Source organism: Cohnella fermenti (genome assembly GCF_004801405.1).
Taxonomy (GTDB): Bacteria; Bacillota; Bacilli; order Paenibacillales; family Paenibacillaceae; genus Cohnella; species Cohnella fermenti.
Map to the genome: position 1 here is coordinate 180,930 of NZ_SSOB01000004.1, position 18,768 is coordinate 199,697.

At 59.6% G+C, this 18,768-nt stretch carries 14 protein-coding genes; 7 read left to right on the forward strand and 7 right to left on the reverse strand.

Features of this window, described 5'->3' with window-relative positions; translation table 11 throughout:
- Positions 1–55 precede the first annotated feature (55 nt).
- Positions 56–1,345: a glycoside hydrolase family 27 protein gene (locus tag E6C55_RS04805; RefSeq protein ID WP_136368639.1), complete on the reverse strand. Its 1,290-nt coding sequence runs from the start codon at positions 1,343–1,345 to the stop codon at positions 56–58.
- Between the two features lie 150 nt (positions 1,346–1,495).
- Positions 1,496–1,843: a DoxX family protein gene (locus E6C55_RS04810; protein WP_136368640.1), complete on the reverse strand. Its 348-nt coding sequence runs from the start codon at positions 1,841–1,843 to the stop codon at positions 1,496–1,498.
- Positions 1,844–2,002: 159 nt separating this feature from the next.
- Between E6C55_RS04810 and E6C55_RS04815 the strand changes: the two genes are divergently transcribed.
- Positions 2,003–2,371 (forward strand): winged helix-turn-helix transcriptional regulator, encoded by a 369-nt coding sequence (locus E6C55_RS04815; protein ID WP_136368641.1) that lies wholly within the window; start codon positions 2,003–2,005, stop codon positions 2,369–2,371.
- Here E6C55_RS04815 and E6C55_RS04820 read toward each other — a convergent pair.
- Positions 2,368–3,264 carry a helix-turn-helix domain-containing protein gene (locus tag E6C55_RS04820; RefSeq protein ID WP_136368642.1) on the reverse strand — a complete coding sequence of 299 codons (897 nt, stop codon included), beginning with the start codon at positions 3,262–3,264 and terminating at the stop codon, positions 2,368–2,370. The genes E6C55_RS04815 and E6C55_RS04820 overlap by 4 nt on opposite strands.
- A gap of 185 nt (positions 3,265–3,449) precedes the next feature.
- On the opposite strand from E6C55_RS04820, the gene E6C55_RS04825 reads away from it, so the two are divergent.
- Both E6C55_RS04825 and E6C55_RS04830 read left to right on the forward strand, forming a co-directional pair.
- Positions 3,450–4,238, forward strand: a complete 789-nt coding sequence (locus tag E6C55_RS04825; protein ID WP_136368643.1) for a copper amine oxidase N-terminal domain-containing protein — start codon at positions 3,450–3,452, stop codon at positions 4,236–4,238.
- A gap of 677 nt (positions 4,239–4,915) precedes the next feature.
- A complete protein-coding gene (locus E6C55_RS04830) occupies positions 4,916–6,940 on the forward strand; it encodes an S-layer homology domain-containing protein (RefSeq protein WP_168735463.1) in 2,025 nt (674 codons plus the stop codon).
- 84 nt (positions 6,941–7,024) lie between these two features.
- On the opposite strand, the gene pepT is transcribed toward E6C55_RS04830, so the two are convergent.
- Together pepT and E6C55_RS04840 are read right to left on the reverse strand one after the other, a co-directional pair.
- Complete coding sequence (pepT, locus tag E6C55_RS04835; RefSeq protein ID WP_136368699.1) at positions 7,025–8,257, reverse strand: peptidase T; 1,233 nt, start codon at positions 8,255–8,257, stop codon at positions 7,025–7,027.
- Between the two features lie 113 nt (positions 8,258–8,370).
- On the reverse strand, positions 8,371–10,695 hold the full coding sequence (locus E6C55_RS04840; RefSeq protein WP_136368645.1) for a helix-turn-helix domain-containing protein: 2,325 nt from the start codon (positions 10,693–10,695) through the stop codon (positions 8,371–8,373).
- 132 nt (positions 10,696–10,827) lie between these two features.
- Between E6C55_RS04840 and E6C55_RS04845 the strand changes: the two genes are divergently transcribed.
- The 4 genes from E6C55_RS04845 to E6C55_RS04860 all read left to right on the forward strand — a co-directional run bounded on the left by E6C55_RS04845 (position 10,828) and on the right by E6C55_RS04860 (position 16,905).
- On the forward strand, positions 10,828–12,330 hold the full coding sequence (locus E6C55_RS04845; RefSeq protein ID WP_230986537.1) for an extracellular solute-binding protein: 1,503 nt from the start codon (positions 10,828–10,830) through the stop codon (positions 12,328–12,330).
- A gap of 1,048 nt (positions 12,331–13,378) precedes the next feature.
- The gene (locus tag E6C55_RS04850; RefSeq protein WP_136368646.1) at positions 13,379–14,950 is read left to right on the forward strand and encodes an extracellular solute-binding protein; all 1,572 of its coding nucleotides are present in this window, start codon (positions 13,379–13,381) and stop codon (positions 14,948–14,950) included.
- A 106-nt stretch (positions 14,951–15,056) separates the two neighbouring features.
- A complete protein-coding gene (locus E6C55_RS04855) occupies positions 15,057–16,004 on the forward strand; it encodes an ABC transporter permease (protein ID WP_136368647.1) in 948 nt (315 codons plus the stop codon).
- A gap of 25 nt (positions 16,005–16,029) precedes the next feature.
- On the forward strand, positions 16,030–16,905 hold the full coding sequence (locus tag E6C55_RS04860) for a carbohydrate ABC transporter permease (RefSeq protein ID WP_136368648.1): 876 nt from the start codon (positions 16,030–16,032) through the stop codon (positions 16,903–16,905).
- A gap of 23 nt (positions 16,906–16,928) precedes the next feature.
- Here the strand turns inward: E6C55_RS04860 and E6C55_RS04865 are convergent, their stop codons facing one another.
- Both E6C55_RS04865 and E6C55_RS04870 read right to left on the reverse strand, forming a co-directional pair.
- Positions 16,929–18,113, reverse strand: a complete 1,185-nt coding sequence (locus E6C55_RS04865; protein WP_136368649.1) for an oxalate decarboxylase family bicupin — start codon at positions 18,111–18,113, stop codon at positions 16,929–16,931.
- 277 nt (positions 18,114–18,390) lie between these two features.
- Entirely contained in the window at positions 18,391–18,684 is a 294-nt protein-coding gene (locus tag E6C55_RS04870) for a hypothetical protein (RefSeq protein WP_136368650.1), read from the reverse strand.
- Positions 18,685–18,768: the final 84 nt, after the last annotated feature.

An 18,768-nucleotide genomic window follows, 5' to 3' on the forward strand; every position in this document is an offset into this window, starting at 1 on the left:
AGGGGCTGTCCTCCTCACGGGACAGCCCCTTCGTATTGCGCCGCCGGCGGGCGTCTCAGCCGAGCTTAAACAGCTTCGCTCCGTGCGGAGGGATCTGCGCGCCAAGCGAGCCGTCCGGGCCGAGCTCGCCCCAAGCCTCGCCGCTCCACAGCTCGACCGCCTGAACGCTGCCGTCCAGCTTCAGCGCTGCTCCGCCGACCGACACCTCGAGCTCCGCCTCGCCGGTGTTGAACAGCGCGACGTAGCGCTCTCCGCTCGCCGGATTCGCCGTCGCCCAGACGACGCGATCGCCTTCGCGCAAGACGAGGCGCGCGCCGTCCGTGTCCCGAAGCATCGCGAGCACCTCGCGATTGGTCAGCAGCGACAACGTCCATTCGTCATTGTCGCGCAATTCCCCGCCGAACATCAGCGGCGAGCGGAACAGCGACCACAGCGTCATCATCGTGACCTGCTCGTCCTTGGTGAAGCGGGTCCAGCGGTCGGAGCCGCCGCCGTCGACGGAGCGGATGCCGATGTGGCCGAGCGGCAGCATGTCGCAGTCCGGCCAGTTGCCCGGCTTCGCGCGGCCCTGCCAGCTCTCGCAGCGGTCGAACATGTCGAGCAGCAGCGACCAATGGTCCCAGAAGTCGTCCGTCATTCGCCACATGTTGGCGAGCCCGGCCAGCTCGTCGGCGTATTGTACCGGAGCGGGGCCGGGGGACAGGCTGAGCACCATCGGCCGGCCGCACTTGTCGATGGCGCGGCGGATCAGCTCGATCTCCGGCAGATGGGTGTCGTACAGCCGGGACGCGGCGATGTCGTCCACCTTCACGAAGTCGACGCCCCACTGCGCGTACAGCTCGAACAGGGAATCGTAGTACGCCTGCGCGCCTTCCGCGGAGGCGTCGACGCCGTACATGTCCGTGTTCCAGGGGCAGATGGAATTCGGGTGGGCGATGTCGCGGGCGGTTGCCAACGAGCCCTTGAGCGCGGTCGCGGCGTGGGCGGCCTGCCGCGGGATGCCGCGCATGATATGGATGCCGAACTTGAGCCCCAGGCTGTGCACATAGTCGGCGAGCGGCTTGAAGCCGACTCCTCCGGCGGCAGACGGGAAGCGGTTAACGGCCGGCATCAGGCGGGAATATTCGTCCATCTCGAGCGGGACGAACTTCCGGTAGTGCGACGAGACGGCGCCCGGCTCGTACCATTGGATGTCGACGACGACGTATTCCCAGCCGAAGTCCTTGAGGTGTTCGGCCATGTATTCGGCATTGCCGCGAATCTCGGCTTCGGTGACGGCGGCGCCGTAGCAGTCCCAACTGTTCCAGCCAAGCGGCGGCGTCGGAGCCGCGAGAAGATGACTCATGATAGGGGATCTCTCCTTATTCGCATAATTAGTAATGAGAATAAATTGCGGTATCCCACTTATCATAATCCTTGAACTACCGTTCATCCACCGTAATATCGTTTGCCATACAGCACAAAATTGCTTTTCGACAACCTATCCGTTCGCCTGTCAGCGGCCAAGCGCCACGAAGGCGGCCAGCGCCAGGAACACGATATTGATGCCGATGTCCTTGTACTCTTGACGCCGGATATGCAGCAAGGCTCCGAGCAGCGCGATGGCGGCGAGACAGGCGGCGGCTATCGGAGTCAAGGTCGGGGCAATGCCCGTCGCTTGGGGGACGATTGTCCCGACCGCCCCGAGCAGCTCGGCCAGCCCGATGAAGATGACGAGCCTCTGCGGAACTTCTCTTGCCCACGGCCAGGAGGCACGGGCTCGTTCGACCTGTACCTTCATCCATCCGGAGTAAAGAAATCCGACGGCGAGCAGCCCTTGGGCGATCCATAAAACGATGTTCATGCGAATGCTTCCTCCTTGATCCTGTCGTTTATCGATTGTCTCGAATATACCGATAGATGCATAATAATCGATAGGAAGTCGGCGAGGAAGAAGCCACTTCAACGAAACATAGGCACTTTAAAGTAACTATTCGCGACAATTCCGGGGGGAGGCAGGCGCGTGGCCAATTACTGCAAGTTCGAGAAAGCGCTGGAGATCTTCACGGGGAAGTGGAAGCCGGTTATTCTGCTGCGGCTGTTCGCGAACGGAACGATGAGGTTCGGCGAGCTGCAGAAGGCGATTCCTGACATTACGCAGAAGATGCTGACCCAACAATTAAGGGAGCTGGTGCATAACGATATCGTTCACCGCGAGGTGTATCCCGAAGTGCCTCCGAAGGTCGAGTATTCGATTACGGAATACGGCAAGGGGATGGCGAACGTGCTGCAGGTGTTGAACGATTGGGGCGAGTCCCATATGGCGCATATGGACGATTTATACGGAGAAGGGCGCAAGGAAGAGGGCGCTCCCGCTCAGCGCCCTTCCTAGTCGAAGAACAGCCGCCGGTAAGGCAGACGGTTGGCTCCGGAAGCCCGGAACGAGCCGGGGGTCTGCCCGGTCAGCTTCCGGAATATCTTGATAAAGTAGCTTCCGGTCGAATAGCCGACGACCGCGGCGATCCGGTCGAGCGGCCAGTCGGTGTCCTGCAGCAGCTCCATGGCCCGTTCGATCCGGATGCGCATCAGGTAGTCGTTCGGCGTCATTCCGGTATGGCGGGCGAACGTGCGCAGGAAGTGGTACTTGGACACGCCGAGCCTCCGGGCGAGCTGCTCTTGGTCCGACATGTCGGCATAGCGGCTCTTCATGTAGGCGACGGCTTGCTTCACGCTGTCCGGCCAAGCCGACTGGCGGGACCCCGGAGCGGCGGAGAAGCGGCCAAGTGCCATAGCGAACTGGTAGACGAAGGAGGAAGCGGCGTACGGGTCGGCGATGCGCCCGGCTTGCGCATCCTTCACGAGGCGGGCGAGCAGCTCGATCGGCTCGCTGTCCGCCGGCAGGGAAGCGATCTCCCCGAGCTTCGCCTTCGCGTCCTGCCAGACGGGGAGGACGAGGCGCGGGTTCATCAGGATAAAGAGGAACTCCCAATGGTCCCTGTCCTCGGGCAAGTAGTAGCGATGGCGGCCGGGAATCTCGACCAGCAGCGCTTGCCCTTCCTCGATGCGGCGGAAGCGCCCTTCGATCTCGGCAGCCCCGCCGCCGGACAGCGTGTATTGGAATAGCAGCAGGGGACCGTCGTTCCTTGTCATTCCGTCCCAATTGTAGGAGGAGCTCGCTTCGCGTTCGTGCCCGACGGCGAACAGCCCGCACAGCGGCAGCTCCGCCGATTCCCCGAACCGGAAGCCGTACGTGCCGAAGTCGCGTTTATCCGTCCTTTGTTCCATGCTGCTCGATGGCTCCCTTTTTCCCCCCGTATGGGTTGTCTCCTTCATGTTACGCGTTCCCGGGCTGAGACGCCAGCGCCGAAGCGAGAGAAATTTGCGCCGAAGGTGTTTGAACATTCTCGAATCGGGCCAAGAGAATTCTGAGAAGATCAAGAATTTACCAATGCGAACGGAGGGCGTCATTCATGAGAAAATTTATTGCGTTGTTCACGGTGCTGGGGATGCTGATCGGGCTGGTCGGATTTACGTCTTCCGCGGGGGCCGCGACACAGGAGACGGTGCCGGTGCATCTCAAAGTCGGCAAGTTCTACATTCTCTACACGAAGTACGGGGCGCCGATCGCGGACGACAAGGAACGGATTCTTATTCCGCTTCGCATGATCGAGGGCCTTCTGGGCGGTCAGGTGAACTACGTCAACAAGACGAAGACGGCGACGGTCCAATGGCTGGATCACGAGTTCGAATTGACGATTGCCTCCCGGACGGCCAAGGTCGACGGCGTGACGGTGATGATGGACACGGTGCCGATTCTGAAGAACGGGGCGATGTTCCTGCCGGTTCGGCTGTTCCTGGAGCCGCTGGGCATCAACTACTCATGGGATCAGGGGAACAAGCTGCTCAGCTTCAACGATGAGAGGGTAATTGTCGGCAAGCCGTTCAAGCTGTTTGACGGGCAAGACGGCAACGCGGACGGAACGGATAACAAGCTGATCTTGGACTCGTATAAGCTCGTCCGCTCGCAGACGGGATTGAAGGTGACCCTGCACGCGAAGAATCTGTCGGGCACGGCGATCCCGGAAGGAACGGCGGATATTAACCCGCTCTCCTACTTCGCGGACGGTTCGTTCTCGGTCGATTCCTACTCTCGCCCCACAAGCGCGCCGATCGGAGAGATCGCCGCCTATGGCTCGACCGAGATCACGCGGGCTTATGCCAGCAGCCTCGAATATTTGATCGCGGTGGCAAGAATTTAATTTGCTATTGGCTCGGCGCAAGGAGCATAGAAGAGGCGAAGCGCACGCGGATACGGCGCTCTCGCCTCTTTTTCTTGGGGGGCCGGATGCCCGAACGCCCGAACGCCCGAACCCCCGGATGCCTGTGGCTGCTGAGCACTGTCGAATTTTATGTGAAAAATCACATTGGCGCGGCTCGATAACGGGTGGTTTGGACGATTCTATGTGAAAAATCACATTCATGGAGCAATTTCCGGTCCACGGTGCTGGATATATGCGAAAAATCACATAAAACACCTCGATTGCCCCCCAATCTGCGCCGACGAATGTGAAAAATCATATAAAATCGCCAAAGTCGTCGGACTAGAGGGATCGCATGGGGAGGGGGAAGGAAGACTTCCGCAGCAGGGTTTATTCGTAAATGGATTTAATGGATTTAAAAACCATATTTTAAATTTAATGAGATTAATTGTCGCTCCGTTACCCCGCCGCATTGTGCGAATACAGGCGCAAGCAGCCGAAGAGAGTCAGCCGAGGCCAGGTTGCATTGTTCAAAATAATACCTCAAAGTTAATTAAACTGTTGACTATAACTTAATAAATGCGATATTATTCCAATGATAATGAGAATCGTTATCTTTATTTTTTGTTTATTTATTGATAATGATAATCATTAATATCATAAAAGGAGATCAAGAGATGAGAGGTTTGAAGCAGCTTGCACTTGTATTGGTTCTGGCCCTGTTCGTCAACGTTCTGCCTGCGTATGCGGCCGGCGCGTCCGATGAGGCCATTGATGCATTCGAAACGGCACTGGGCAATGCCCAAGCAGTAGGGACGAAGGATGAGGCGCTGACGACGGAGGTCGCTCTGGCCGAAGCGGCGGACCCGGCAGCATTGAGCGATTCCGAGCTCGCTGCCTACACGGCGCGTCTGAACGAGCTGGTCGCCGCGAACGATGAGGTTCTGGCGACGCTGGCAACGGCGACGGCGGATTACGTCAAGTCGACGGACTTCAATAACTCGTTCAACAGCAGCTTCAAGAACTTTCTGACCGATCCCAAGACGTACCGGATCGGCGACAAGAAGTTCTTGCGTATCCAGGTAAGCACGGTCTACAGCCTGAAGTTCACCGTCGACGGCCAGGAGGGCACGACGGTGAAGAAGATCGGCGAACCGGGAAGCGTTACGGCGGTCGTGTACGATTACGCGATTCCGAGCTTCGTCGAGCCGGTGCTTAGCGAAATTAGCTATGACACGGGCAACCGCATTATGACGCATGAGCAATACGTCGTCCTGAATCAGGATGCGACGGCGGACGACCGCGCGGAGTTGACGGCAGCGATCGCGACGGCCGAGGCTGTAGAGACGAAGGACCAGGCGCTGACGCAGGCGATTGCGGATGCGAAGGCGGCGAACAATCTGCTGTCGCGCAAGGCAACGTTGGCGGCGTACGTGACGCGCCTGAACGAGCTGGTCGCCGCGAACGACAAGATTCTGGGGACACTGGCGACGGCGACCGCGGATTACGTCAAGTCGACGGATCTCAATAACTCGTTCAACAGCAGCTTCAAGAACTTTTTGAGCAATGCCCAGACGTACCAGATCGACGACAAGAAGTATCTGCGTATCCAGGTGAGCACGGTCTACAGCCTGAAGTTCACCGTTGACGGGCAAGAAGGCACGCCGGTGAAGTATGTCGGCGAATCGGGAAGCGTGACGGCGGTTGTGTACGATTATGCGATTCCGAGCTTCGTCGAGCCGGTGCTTAGCGTAATTAGCTACAACACGGGCAGCCGTATCATGACGCACGAGCAATACGTCGTCCTGAACCAGGATGCGACGGAAGAAGCCCGCACGGCGCTGAAGAGCTCGATCGCGACCGCCGAGGCCATCGTCAATAAGAGCGACGCGTTGGGTCAAGCGCTGGCAGCGGCCAAGGATGCGGACAATCTGCTGTCTCGTCTGGCAACCTTGACGAGCGCGACGCAAGCCTTGAACAACGCCATCGCGGCCAACACGTCATCGACTCCGATCTCGACGACTCCGGTCGGCACCGACACGACCGGAACGGATACGGAGGACACGACGGGTACCGATACGGATACGCAAGAGAACACGACAACGCCGGCGAATCCGAACAACGGCGGCGGCTCGACGACTCCTGCCGGCCCTCTGAAGGACATTCAGGGCAACTGGGCGCAAGCTTCCATCGAGCGCGCGGTTAATCTTAATCTCGTAACGGGGTACACGGACGGCACGTTCAAGCCTAACGCGACGATCAACCGCGTCGAGTTCACGGCGATTATCGTTCGCGCCCTCGGCCTGCAGCCTGCCCAGAGCACGCTGGCGTTCGCGGACTCCGACAAGGTTCAGGCTTGGGCGAAGCAATACGTGCAGCAGGCGGTGGAAGCGGGGATCATTAACGGATTCGACGACCAGACCTTCCGTCCGTCGGCGAACATCTCGCGTGTGGAGCTGGCCGTTATGCTCGTTCGGGGATTGAAGCTGGAGCTCGAAGAAGGGGATCTCTCCTTCAAGGACGCTTCCGCCATTCCGGCATGGGCCAAAGCGTATGTAGCGACGGCGGTGAAGTACGGATTGCTCCAAGGAAGCACGGACGGCTCCTTCAATCCGGCCAAGGAAGCGACTCGCGCCGAAGCGATTACGGTCGCTCTGCGGGCTGTCGACTTCCTGGCAGAGAAGGCAGCCGCCAACAGCTAGGTTGACCTAGACACGGCAATAAAGAAGGGGTCGCCCCCAAGTCATTCGACTTGGGGGCGACCCCTTGCTCGTTGGCGCGTCCGCTTATGCCTTCGCCTCGAACCGCTTCGCCGTCTCGATGATGACGGCGACGGCCTTCTCCATCACGTCGACGGAGGCGTATTCGTAGCGGCCGTGGTAGTTCTCGCCGCCGGTGAAGATGTTCGGCGTCGGCAGCCCCATGTAGCTGAGCTGCGAGCCGTCCGTGCCGCCGCGGATCGGAACCTCGAGCGGAGCGATGCCGAGGCCGACCATGGCCTCGCGGGCGACGTCGACGACTTCGCGCACCGGCTCGATTCGCTCCCTCATGTTATAGTAGCGATCCTTCAGCTCCAGCGTCAGGCGGCCGTCGTGCTTCTCGTTCAGCTCGGCGGCCAGCTTCGCCATGAACGCCTTGCGCGCTTCGAACTTCGTCCGGTCGTGATCCCGGATCAGGTAACTGAGCGTCGCTTCCTCGACGTCCCCGCTCGCGGAGTTCAGGTGGAAGAAGCCTTCGTAGCCTTCGGTGAACTCCGGCGCTTCGTCCGCCGGCATGCGGTTCTGGAACTCGAGCGCGATCTTCAGCGCGTTCACCATCTTGTTCTTGGCGGAGCCGGGGTGGACGTTCTTGCCCTTCACCGTCAGCTTGGCGCCGCAAGCGTTAAAGCTCTCGTACTGCAGCTCGCCGAGCGGGCCGCCGTCCATCGTGTAGGCGAACTTCGCGCCGAACGCCGCGACGTCGAACCGTTCCGGACCGCGGCCGATCTCCTCGTCCGGCGTGAAGGCGACGCGGAGCTTGCCGTGCTTGATCTCCGGATGGCGGATCAAGTGCTCCATCGCCGTCATGATCTCGGCGATGCCTGCCTTGTCGTCGGCGCCGAGCAAGGTCGTGCCGTCGGTCGTGATCAGCGTGTGGCCCTTGTAGCCGGCCAGCTCCGGGAACTCGCGAGGCGACAGAACGACGCCGAGCGCTTCGTTCAGCACGATATCCCCGCCGTCGTAGCTGTCCACGACTTGGGGCTTCACGTCCTTGCCGGTCATGTCGGTCGCCGTGTCGACGTGGGCGAGGAAGCCGATGACCGGCACGTCCGCCTTGTCCGTGTTGGCCGGCAGGGTCGCCATCAGGTAGCCGTTCCCGTCGAGCGTCACGTCCGACAGGCCGATCTCCTTCAGCTCGGTCTCCAGCAGCCGCAGCAGATCCCACTGGCCCGGCGTGGACGGGCACGTCTCGCTGCTCTCGTCCGATTGCGTATCGATCGTCGCATAGGTCGTCAACCGCCGGATAAGGTCATCCTTTATCCTGATGAGGTTATCCTTCATCGTATCTCCAACTCCTCCAGTCGCTCTTTCCTCTCTATTGTAGCTTTTCCGTCCGGCCAAGACAAAATCGTTATCCCCTCGCTAGTCCCGCTCTATTCCCTTGCGTTCCGCTCCCGATATTGCCCCGGCGTCATGCCCTCCTGCTTCCGGAACGAGCGGATGAAGTTCTGCGGATTGTTGTAGCGCAGGCGCGCCGCGATGTCCTTGATCGGCATGTCGGTGTCGGCCAGCCACTTCTTCGCCATGTTGAAGCGGTAGGCGGCCAGGTACTCGCTGAACGAGACGTTCGTCTCCTTGCGGAAAACACTGCTCAAATAGTTCCCGTTGTAATTAAGCCGGGACGCGCACTCCTCGAGCGACAGGTCGGTGTCGTAGTGCTTCTGGACGAGGTCGATGATCTTCTCCGAGATGTTCTGGTACTGCGACGATTGCCGGTCCGCGAACACGCGCAGCATCGGCTGGATCGCGCTGTGCCAGAACCAGCCCTCGATGTCCGGCACGGTGCCGAGGCCGATCATCTCCTCGTAGAGCGTTCCCTGCCCTTGGCTTAGCTTGCCGATGCCGATGCCGGACTCCTGCGTGACCATGATCAGGCTGTTGAGCAGGCGGGCCAGCGGGATCTGATATTCCTGCGGCGTCATCTCCTCGGCGAACACCTTGCTCATGAAGACGCCGAGCGCTTCGCGGGCCTTGTCCGCGTCCGCCAGCTTGATGGCGTCGATCAGCTCGCTCTCCGAGTGGGCCGGATAGTTGATTCGCACGTAGTGCTTGCCGGAGTTGAGCTGCTCGTATTGGACAACGATGCCTTCGCCGAGCTTCAGCCGGTGCTTCAAGGCGTCGAGCCCTTCCCGGTAGGCGATCGGAAGCTGCTTGATCGACTCGAACGGCAGGCTCATGCCGATGCTGACGGACAGGCCGAGGAAGCTGCGGATCTGGCTCTGAAGATGCTCGGTGACGCTGTACAGCTCGGCGTTAAACGATCCGCGCTCGGCGTCCGGGCTGCCGTACAGCAGCACGACCGTCTGGTCGATCGCGACGGGATCGAACCGGCGGTCCGGCGGAAGCAACTCTTCGATCATGTTGTGCACGGCGAACAGAAGCAGATCGACGTCCCTGCGTTCGTAGCGGGTCTGCTCGAGCGAATCGAGCTGCAGCGTCATGACCGCCATCTGCCGCCACTCGCCGAGCCGGTCGCCGCACCCGAACCCGGAGAGCCGCGCGGTCAGCTCGCTCAGCTTCGTCTGCCCCTGGTAGGCGCGAACGAGGTAGAACGTCCGGGCTTGCTTCAGGTGTTGGCGGGCCTGATCCTCGAGCAGCGAGTTGGATTGGAAAAGCCGGCTGAACTGCTCTCCGATCATCTGGAACTCGTCTGCTCTCCTCCGCTTCGTCTCCGGCAGGCGCTCGTTGATCATCCGGAGCAGCTTCTCGATTGGCGAGTACATTCTCCGAGAACCGAACCAGGCGAGCAGCGTCGTGAGCAGCAGAATAAACAGGCAGACGCCGAGCGTGTACAAGCCGATCTTGTTCGACTCGCGGGTCAGGCTGGAGATCGAGGTGAGCGACAGGTACGTCCAGCCGTTGTAGGGCGACTTGTAATAGCTCACCGCGTAGGAACGGTCGTTCACCCGGGCCTGGAACTGGCCGGAAGGGGACGACAGGCGGGCCGTGTCGTCGAACCCTGCGGCAGCGGCCGGCTGCCCGATCAGCTCGCGGCTCGGATGCAGCAGAATGCGGTAGCTCTCGTCGAGCACCATGATTGTGTCCGAGGCGTTCGATTCCGCCTGCTCGTTCCGTTCCAGTTGAAGCTGCGCCTGCAGGCTGCAGGCCGGAATGTTCGCCATGACGAGGCCGTACGGCGTAAGACCGGTGATCGGAAGCTTCTTCACCAGGCTGATGCTGTACGGGCAGATCGCGCCGCTTGCGCTCTCCTCGCTGTAGAACCAGACGGAAGGGTTCAGCGTCCAGGATGCCCCCTCCGGCTCATGAATGATCGTGGACAACTGCTCGTTATACTCGTAATCGCTGAAGCGGTAGACACCGGAATTTTTGACCAGCCAATCGTTCTTCTCGTTCACGAGCACGACATCCTCAAGCTTCGTATCGAACGTCTGCATGTGCCTCAGCTCGTTGCGCAGATTGTCAACCAACTTGAAATCGCTTACAGTTAAGGGGCTATTCAGCGCACTCTTGAGTACCGTCGAATTGATGACCTGGTTAAGCGTATGATTGACAGTCGTCAGAATTTGCTCTACATTGGCATTTATCTGAGATAGAAGCTGTAATTTCCCTTGGTTTACATGTTTTTGAATTTCTCTCGAGGATGTCGCGTAGGAGAAGTACCCGATGAACAGAACCGGCAGCATGCTGAGCAGACATCCGAAGATGGTCATCTTGGTCAGATAACTGAGAGAGCGCATGGACATCTACCACCTTGGCTTGCGAATGGGATTGCGAAGATTCTCCTATTGTAGGCCAGAGGCGGGCACAGGGACAATAATCATCACGCGAATCGATAATCATTTTAACAGATTCAAGGGGGCAGAAGCGGCATGAGAGGACGTACGGTTCGCATGGCGTGGGCGTTGGTTGGGTTCGGGGCGATGCTGATGGCGCTGTCGGCTTGCTCCTCCGCCTCGACCGCGAAGCAGGGGCAGGAGGAGAACGCGCGGCCGGTTCTGACGGTGATGGCCCCGCTGCACTTCCCCAATACGCCGGACGCCGGGCTCGTCGACAAGCTGGAGGAGCTGACCGGGACGACGCTGTCGATCGAATGGGTGCGGGACGAGATCTATACGGACAAGATGAACACGGCGCTGACGACGAATTCGCTCAAGAAGGCGACGTTCGCGAAGTATACGGACTATATTCTGATGAAAAACTCGATTCGTTCCGGGGCGTTCTGGGAGATCGGCCCGTATCTGGACGATTATCCGAACTTGAAGCGGCTGGACGAGGACATTCTGAAGCAGACGGCGGTGGACGGCAAGATTTACGGCCTCTACACGGAGCGGCCGTCCTCGCGGCAAGGAATCATCCTGCGCGAGGATTGGCTGGATGCGCTCGGGCTGAAGAAGCCGGAGACGATCGACGGCCTGTACGAGGTGCTGCGGCAATTCACGAACGGGGACCCGGACGGCAACGGCCTCAGCGACACGATCGGGCTGACCGATCGGGACGATCTCGTGTTCGGCGCGTTCAAGACGCTCAGCTCGTACTTCGGGACACCGAACGATTGGGCTGTGGAGGGGCGCCGCTTCGTGCCGGAGTTCGAGACGCAAGGCTATATGGACACGATGAACTTCATGCGGAAGCTGTACGACGAGAAGCTGATCAACGCCGACTTCGCGATTACGAGCAAGGACGTGCAGCGCAACCTGCTCATTCGCGGCAAGGCGGGGGCGTATATCGGCAGCATGTCCGACGTGGCCCGGCTCGCATCGGAGGCGAGGCGGATCAACCCGGACGCAAGGTTCACGCTGGTGAACCGAATCGAAGGGACGGACGGCTACAAGGTGTGGTCGATCCCGAACTTCAACGGGCTGTACCTGTTCTCGAAGACGGCAATCCGCACGGAGGAGGAGCTGCGCGAGATTCTGGCGTTCTTCGACCGGACGATGGATGCCGACGTCGCCAATCTGATGCGCTACGGAATCGAAGGGCGGCATTACGAGCTGGAGGGGGGCGAGATTTATTTGCCCGAGGAGAGCTCGCAGCTTCGCGTCGACGAGGTGGCCTCGCTCTATACGCTGATGATCGCCGACCTCAGCAACCCTAACGTGATGAAGGTGGCCGAGCAGGAGGAGCTGTCGGAGCTGGCCGACCGGCTCATCGAGGACAACGAGAAGTTCATCGTTCGCGACCCGACTGTCGGGCTGGAGTCTCCGTACTACGACCAGTACGGCGTCGAGCTGTCCAAGATCGTCACCGACGCGACGTACAACTATATTCTCGGCCGCCTGGACGAGGACGGCTTCCGCAAGGAGATCGCCAAGTGGCGCGCGAACGGCGGCGACAAAATCATCGCCGAGTACGAGGCGGCCTACTTCGGGTAGGAGGCTGCTGCCGGCCAAGCGGCCTCGCCCCGTCAGGGAAGTGACCTGACGGGGCGGCTCGTCGCGACGCTGCTCGCGCCTCCGGCCCGCCGGATTTTGCGATTTTATGTGATTTTTCACATTCATCGGCCGGAATGAGCGGGAATCGGGGCGTTTTATGTGATTTATCGCATATATGCGGCAACTCGAGCCGGAAATTTCTCCATGTATGCTATTTTTCACATAGAATCGCCCAACCTGCCCATTATCGCGCTGCACGAATGTGAAATTTCGCATAAATTCCTGATAGCTGGCGGGGTGGGGGTGGCTTGGGCGGCGGTATCCTTTAAATAGGGCAGCCCCCCTATCCTTCCCGCTGTTCCCCCACCGAACCGTTATCCCTTCCAATCAGAACGGGCCGTCGTTGGCCCAATCTGAGGCGCGGGGATAACGGTCTCATTGGCATTAGTATTAGTGTCCGCCGCCGATTGGTCGCCCATGTGCGCAGTTTGGTTACTCATCTACCTCCATCATGCCCGCTCGGACGCCCGCACTTGAGTAACCACCACGACTCATCTCGGTCCCTCTGCCCGCCAATCGCCGCTTCGGTTGAGTCGTGGTGACTCATCTCAGTCCCTCCGCCCGCCAATCGCCGCTTTGGTTGAGTCGTGGTGACTCATCTCAGTCCCTCCGCCCGCCCAATGCCGCTTCGGTTGGGTCGTGGTTACTCTTTTGGTCGTGTTCGCTCCGATGTTGGCCAATGTGCGCACCCAGACTACCTTCTTCGATGATACGGCGGCGGATGGCGGACATGCAGGCGGTTTGGTTGCTCTCTTGGCCCATGTCGAGGAGCCTCTCCATTCATGACGCCTACGATCCACCTACGCTTATAATCCCCCTACGCCTACGATCCGCGCCCGCCTATCATCCGCCCCTGCGAATAATCATCTTCTCACATCCCGCCGGAGACGGCCCTATTCTAACGCAATGATTGTATCGGTAACTCGCGACGCGGCGTATTGTGGATTCCGTAGCAACCAATCCAACCGTAAAGATGGAGGTCACCGGTATGAAGGGTAAGGGCAAGGTACCAACGATCGCGCTCAGCATGGCTTTGGTGGCGGGGGCGCTCGCAGGCTGCGGGAGCAACAACAACGATAAAGAGGCAACCTCGCCGTCCGCCAGCCAGTCGCCGTCCGCCAGCGGAAGCGCGAGCCAGGCTCCCGCGTCGGAGACGCCCAAGGAGACGAAGCCGACGGAGATCACGATTATGCTTCCGCTGAACACGTCGGAGACGCCGCCCGACACGATCAAGAACGAAGTCGAGAAGCTGACGAACACGAAGCTGACCTATCAGTTCTTCCCGGCGGATACGTACGAGGAGAAGCTGAACGCATCGCTCGCAACCGGATCGCTGCCGGAGGTGACGTACCTGAAGAATCAGGCGACCTTCATTCAGATGAAGGGAGCGATCCGCGACGGCCAGTTCTGGGAGATCGGGCCGTATCTGAAGGACTTCCCGAGCCTGAGCAAGCTGAAGGAGCAGATTCTGAACAACACGAAGGTCGACGGCAAGCTGTACTCGCTTTACATCGGAAGGCCGCTCGCCCGCCAAGGGCTTATCTACCGCAAGGATTGGGCGGACAAGCTCGGACTCTCCGCTCCGCAGACGGTCGCCGATGTCGTCGCCATGGCGAAGGCGTTCACCGAGAACGACCCGGACGGCGACGGCCAAGCGAACACGATCGGCCTGGCGGACCGCAACGATCTCGTCTACGGGGCGTTCAAGACGCTTGCGTCCTGGCTCGGAACGCCGAACAACTGGGGCGAGCAGGACGGCCAGCTTCTGCCCGAATTCATGTTCCCGCAGTACATCGCTTCGATGGACGTCATGAAGGAGATTCGCGACGCCAAGGCGATGAACCAGGACTTCGCCGCAACGAGCAAAACCGATCAGGTCAAGCTGTTCACGAGCGGCCAAGCCGGCCTCTACATCGGCTCGATGGCCGACGTCGATTCGCTGAACAAGGACCTCGTCAAGAACGTGCCAACCGCCGTCGTCGAGACGCAAGCTCTGATCAAGGGGCCGAACGGCGAGCTGTCCACCTGGGCGATTCCCGGCTACAACAATGTCATCCTGTTCCCGAAGAGCGCGATCAAGGACGAAGCGGAGCTTAAGGGCGTGCTCGCCTTCTTCGACCAGATGATGACGCCGGAGGTCGCGAACGTCATGTATTGGGGAATCGAAGGCACCCACTACACCGTCGTCGACGGCAAGGCGAAGGCTTCCGACAACAAGGAGCTGACGGAGCGCGAGGTGAAGGGCTTCAAGGACAGCGTCATCGGCGAATCCGACACGAACGGCATGTACGAAGGCTACTACACGCTCGAAGCCCGCATTCACGCCGAACAGTTCACGCTCGAGAACGAGAAGATCGCGATCAACGACCCGGCGGCCGCACTGGATTCGGCTACCTACAACGAGAAGGGCACCGAGCTCGCGAGCATCATCACCGATGCCACCTACAAGTATATCTACGGCAAGCTCGACAAGGCCGGCTTCGAGAAGGAGATCGACACCTGGAAGAGCCGCGGCGGGGACAAGATCATCGAAGAGATCAACGCAGCGAACCACCAATAAGATAACGCGTTCAACCGGAGAGCCGCCGTCGCCGGGCCCGTCCTGCGGGCCCAAGCAAGGAGGCGGCTTCTCCGGCCCGCGCGGCGCGGAGAGGGAGAGATAGACGATGCAGCAAGCGATCGCACGGCCGGAGCCGGCGCTCCGGAGCGAGAGCCGCTTATCCCGCAGGCTCGTACGCAACAAGTGGCTGTACCTGATGATTGTGCCGGGTCTGCTGTACTTCGCGATCTTCAAGTACATTCCGATGTACGGCCTCATTATCGCCTTCAAGGACTACAAGCCGTTCGCCGGCATCAACGGCAGCGAATGGGTCGGCTTCAAGCACTTCCATCGGCTGTTCTTCGAATCCGACTTCGGCTCCATTCTGGGCAATACGCTTATCCTGTTCGGCCTGAACCTGGTGTTCTTTTTCCCGATTCCGATTATCCTCTCCCTGATGCTTAACGAGCTTCGCGGAAGTTTTTTTAAACGGCTGTTCCAGACGCTTATCTACCTGCCGCACTTCATGTCGTGGGTCATCATCGTCTCGATCGGCTACGTCATGCTGACGATGGACGGCGGCATCATCAACGAATTCATCGCGAGTCTCGGCTTCGACAAGATCAACTTCCTGCTCAGTCCCGAGTGGTTCCGGCCGACGTACATCGTTCAGGTCATCTGGCGGGAAGCAGGCTGGGGTACGATCATTTATTTGGCGGCCATCGCGGCCATCGATCCGCAATTGTACGAAGCGGCGCGCATGGACGGAGCGGGACGGCTTCGCCAGATTTGGCATATTACGCTGCCGGCGATCCGGAGCGTCATCATCGTGCTGCTCATTCTGAAGATCGGCGACGTTCTGGAGCTTGGCTTCGAGCATGTGTATCTGCTGCTCAACTCGATGAACCGCGACGTGGCGGAGATCATCGATACGTATGTGTACACCGCGGGCCTGCGGCAAGGGCAGTTCAGCTACAGCACGGCGGTCGGCTTCTTCAAGTCGATCATCGGTCTTGTTATGGTTATGCTGGCGAATCGGCTGGCGAAAAAAATGGGTGAGGAAGGCGTCTACTGAGGCACTTTAGAGGAGGCAGTTAAGGATGGTAGAGGATCGCACGCTGGCGGGCCGGCTGTTCGCCGCCGTGAACTTCGCGCTGCTGACGCTGATCGCGCTCGTGACGGTGCTGCCGTTCATCCACGTGGTGGCGGGCTCCTTCACGACAAGCGCCGAGATGGCCGTCAAGAAGTTCGTGCTTATTCCGACGGACTGGAGCATCGACGCTTACAAGTTTATTTTCTCCACGAATACGATCTTCCGGTCGCTGGCCGTCTCCATCGGGATCACCGCCTGCGGAACGCTGTTCAGCATGCTGATCTCGTCGATGATGGCATACGGGCTGGCGCGCCGGGACCTCGACGGCAGACGGGTGTTCATGTTCTTCGTCGTGTTCACGATGCTGTTCAACGGCGGCCTCATTCCGACGTTCCTGGTGGTGAAGGAGCTCGGCCTCATCGACCACTACGCGGCGCTTGTGCTGCCGATCTCGATCAATGCGTTTAACCTTATCATTCTGAAAAACTTCTTCCAGAACATCCCCGACGGGCTGGAGGAATCGGCGAAGATCGACGGCTGCAACGACTTCGGTATCCTGTTCCGGATCGTGCTACCGCTGTCGATGCCGGTTATCGCGACGATCTCGCTGTTCTACGCGGTGACGTATTGGAACACGTACCTGAATGCGATCATGTACCTGAACGAGAGCCGGATGTGGCCGATCCAGGTGCTGCTCCGCCAGATCGTCGTGCTCGCGAGCGGGCTCGACTACAGCTCGGACCTCGATTCCGCCGTTCCTCCGCCGGACCAGGCGGTCAAGATGGCGGTCATCGTGGTGGCGACGCTCCCGATTCTGCTCGTGTATCCGTTCCTGCAGAAGCACTTCGCCAAGGGAGCTCTGCTTGGATCGGTCAAGGGATAGACTGCGGCAAAAGGATTCGAAGCTTAAGGGGCCGGGAAGCCGGGGTACTTCACAACCGGCCATTTCTCCTTGCGAAGGGAGCGCATGAGCTCGCCCGTGGCGTTCACGTTGGGTTTCACAAGCTCCGGAGGCGTGAGCGCCATCCATTGGTTCAGGGAGATGTCCGCGAACCGGTCGCTCTGGAACATCTCGAGGAACCAGAGGCTCTCGGTGCCCGTGTTCTGAATATAATGCCCGTAAGCGAAGGGCACATAACCGACGCTGCCCGCCCGGACGTTAAACGTTCGGGCGGTTCCTTGCGCCGCGAATGCGGTCATCCTTCCCTGGCCGGTCAGGAAGTATTGCCATTCGTCGTTGTTCGGATGCCAGTGCATCTCCCGCATTCCTCCGGGGCAGATCTCGACCAGCGCGGCCGCGATCGCCTGCGACACGGGGAAGTTCCGCGAGTCGACGATGCGGACGGTGCCTCCCGATGTGCGGATCGGCTCCTGCGCAAGCAGCCGATGGGTGAAGCTCTGCGGAACACCGCCCTGCGGGTCCGGCACGGCTTGGCTCTCGATCGGGCCCGGCACGTTGGACTGATAGATGTAGATCTGTTCCGTCGGGCGCCCGGCGAAGGCGGTCTCGGGAATGCCGAAGTTGCCGCTGAGCACGTCGGCCGGCGTGTGCGCGAACCAATCCGAGATCGAGAACGTGTCGATGTCGGAGAAGGCGCCGTCGTTGAACACGAGCAGGAATTCGCAGCCTTCCTCCAATCCTTGAAGGGAATGAGGAATCCCGGGGGGAAAATACCACAGGTCGCCCGGCCCGACGTCCGCGATAAAGTTGCGGCCGTCCTGGTCGACGGCGGTGACGCGGCATCTGCCCCACAGCATGAACGACCACTCCGCCTGCTTGTGCCAGTGCAGCTCGCGGACGCCGCCGGGAGTCAGCCTCATGTTGACGCCGGCGAGCGTCGTGGCGATCGGCAGCTCGCGAATCGTCACCTCGCGGGACCAGCCCCCGTGATTGAGCTGCATATGGGTATCCGAGAAGGAGAACACGAGGTTCGGCACCGTCCCGGCGTCCGTCTTCGGAGGGACGAGCAGATCGGGATTCTGCCGATCCCGCATGATGTCCCGGGGACCGGGATCGGTCGCTCCGGCGCCGTCCGGCCGCATCGGCTGGGGGATGGCGTATTCGCTTCGCAGATGCTCTCCGTTGTTCATGCTCGCAGCACGCTCCTCGGGATCGTTTTTTGTGGGAATGGTGTTTTTATCCAATATAGATAAGGTATGGTGGAATCTCCTCGCGCATGACATTTGACTTAGCTGAGCGATCGGGATAGGAGCAAGGAACGATTGTTTCGCATGTATGCGCTTGCAAATCAAAGAAATCTCATGAAGATCGAAGCTATCGGAAGATTGGGCGGCGATATTGGCGGAAGATGTCGAAAATTCGGTTTTTATAAGTTGTCAGAATATTTGATTAAATAAAGCGATTCGGCTATACTGTAGCCATCAACAAGGAAAGGGGATAGTCCAATGGGTTAGGTAAGCGAAGCATATCCGAGGCCAGAACAAGTGAAATTATAAAGGCAAGGGCAAAGCCAACCGCAACCGCAAGGGCAAGATCAATCGCAAGGGCAAGATCAATTGAAACGGCAAGATCAATCGCAAGCGCAAGATTAATCGTAAGCGCAAGATTAAACGAAAGGGCAACGGCAATGACAACCGCGAGTGCAAGGCTAAGCGGAAGGGCAACCGCAAGCGTAATCCAAAGCGTACGTGCAAGGGCCAACTGGCCGTGGCCGCCGGAACGAAGACAGCCGCTCGGAAGACGGAAGCGGCGACGGATATGCGGGATACCAGGACGTCTGCCGGA

Bases quoted from the DNA above. Each gene is read 5' to 3' on its own strand.
- E6C55_RS04805 (WP_136368639.1), bottom strand. From the start codon at position 1,345: ATGAGTCATCTTCTCGCGGCTCCGACGCCGCCGCTTGGCTGGAACAGT.
- E6C55_RS04810 (WP_136368640.1), bottom strand. From the start codon at position 1,843: ATGAACATCGTTTTATGGATCGCCCAAGGGCTGCTCGCCGTCGGATTT.
- E6C55_RS04820 (WP_136368642.1), bottom strand. From the start codon at position 3,264: ATGGAACAAAGGACGGATAAACGCGACTTCGGCACGTACGGCTTCCGG.
- E6C55_RS04825 (WP_136368643.1), top strand. From the start codon at position 3,450: ATGAGAAAATTTATTGCGTTGTTCACGGTGCTGGGGATGCTGATCGGG.
- E6C55_RS04830 (WP_168735463.1), top strand. From the start codon at position 4,916: ATGAGAGGTTTGAAGCAGCTTGCACTTGTATTGGTTCTGGCCCTGTTC.
- E6C55_RS04840 (WP_136368645.1), bottom strand. From the start codon at position 10,695: ATGCGCTCTCTCAGTTATCTGACCAAGATGACCATCTTCGGATGTCTG.
- E6C55_RS04845 (WP_230986537.1), top strand. From the start codon at position 10,828: ATGAGAGGACGTACGGTTCGCATGGCGTGGGCGTTGGTTGGGTTCGGG.
- E6C55_RS04850 (WP_136368646.1), top strand. From the start codon at position 13,379: ATGAAGGGTAAGGGCAAGGTACCAACGATCGCGCTCAGCATGGCTTTG.
- E6C55_RS04855 (WP_136368647.1), top strand. From the start codon at position 15,057: ATGCAGCAAGCGATCGCACGGCCGGAGCCGGCGCTCCGGAGCGAGAGC.
- E6C55_RS04860 (WP_136368648.1), top strand. From the start codon at position 16,030: ATGGTAGAGGATCGCACGCTGGCGGGCCGGCTGTTCGCCGCCGTGAAC.
- E6C55_RS04865 (WP_136368649.1), bottom strand. From the start codon at position 18,113: ATGAACAACGGAGAGCATCTGCGAAGCGAATACGCCATCCCCCAGCCG.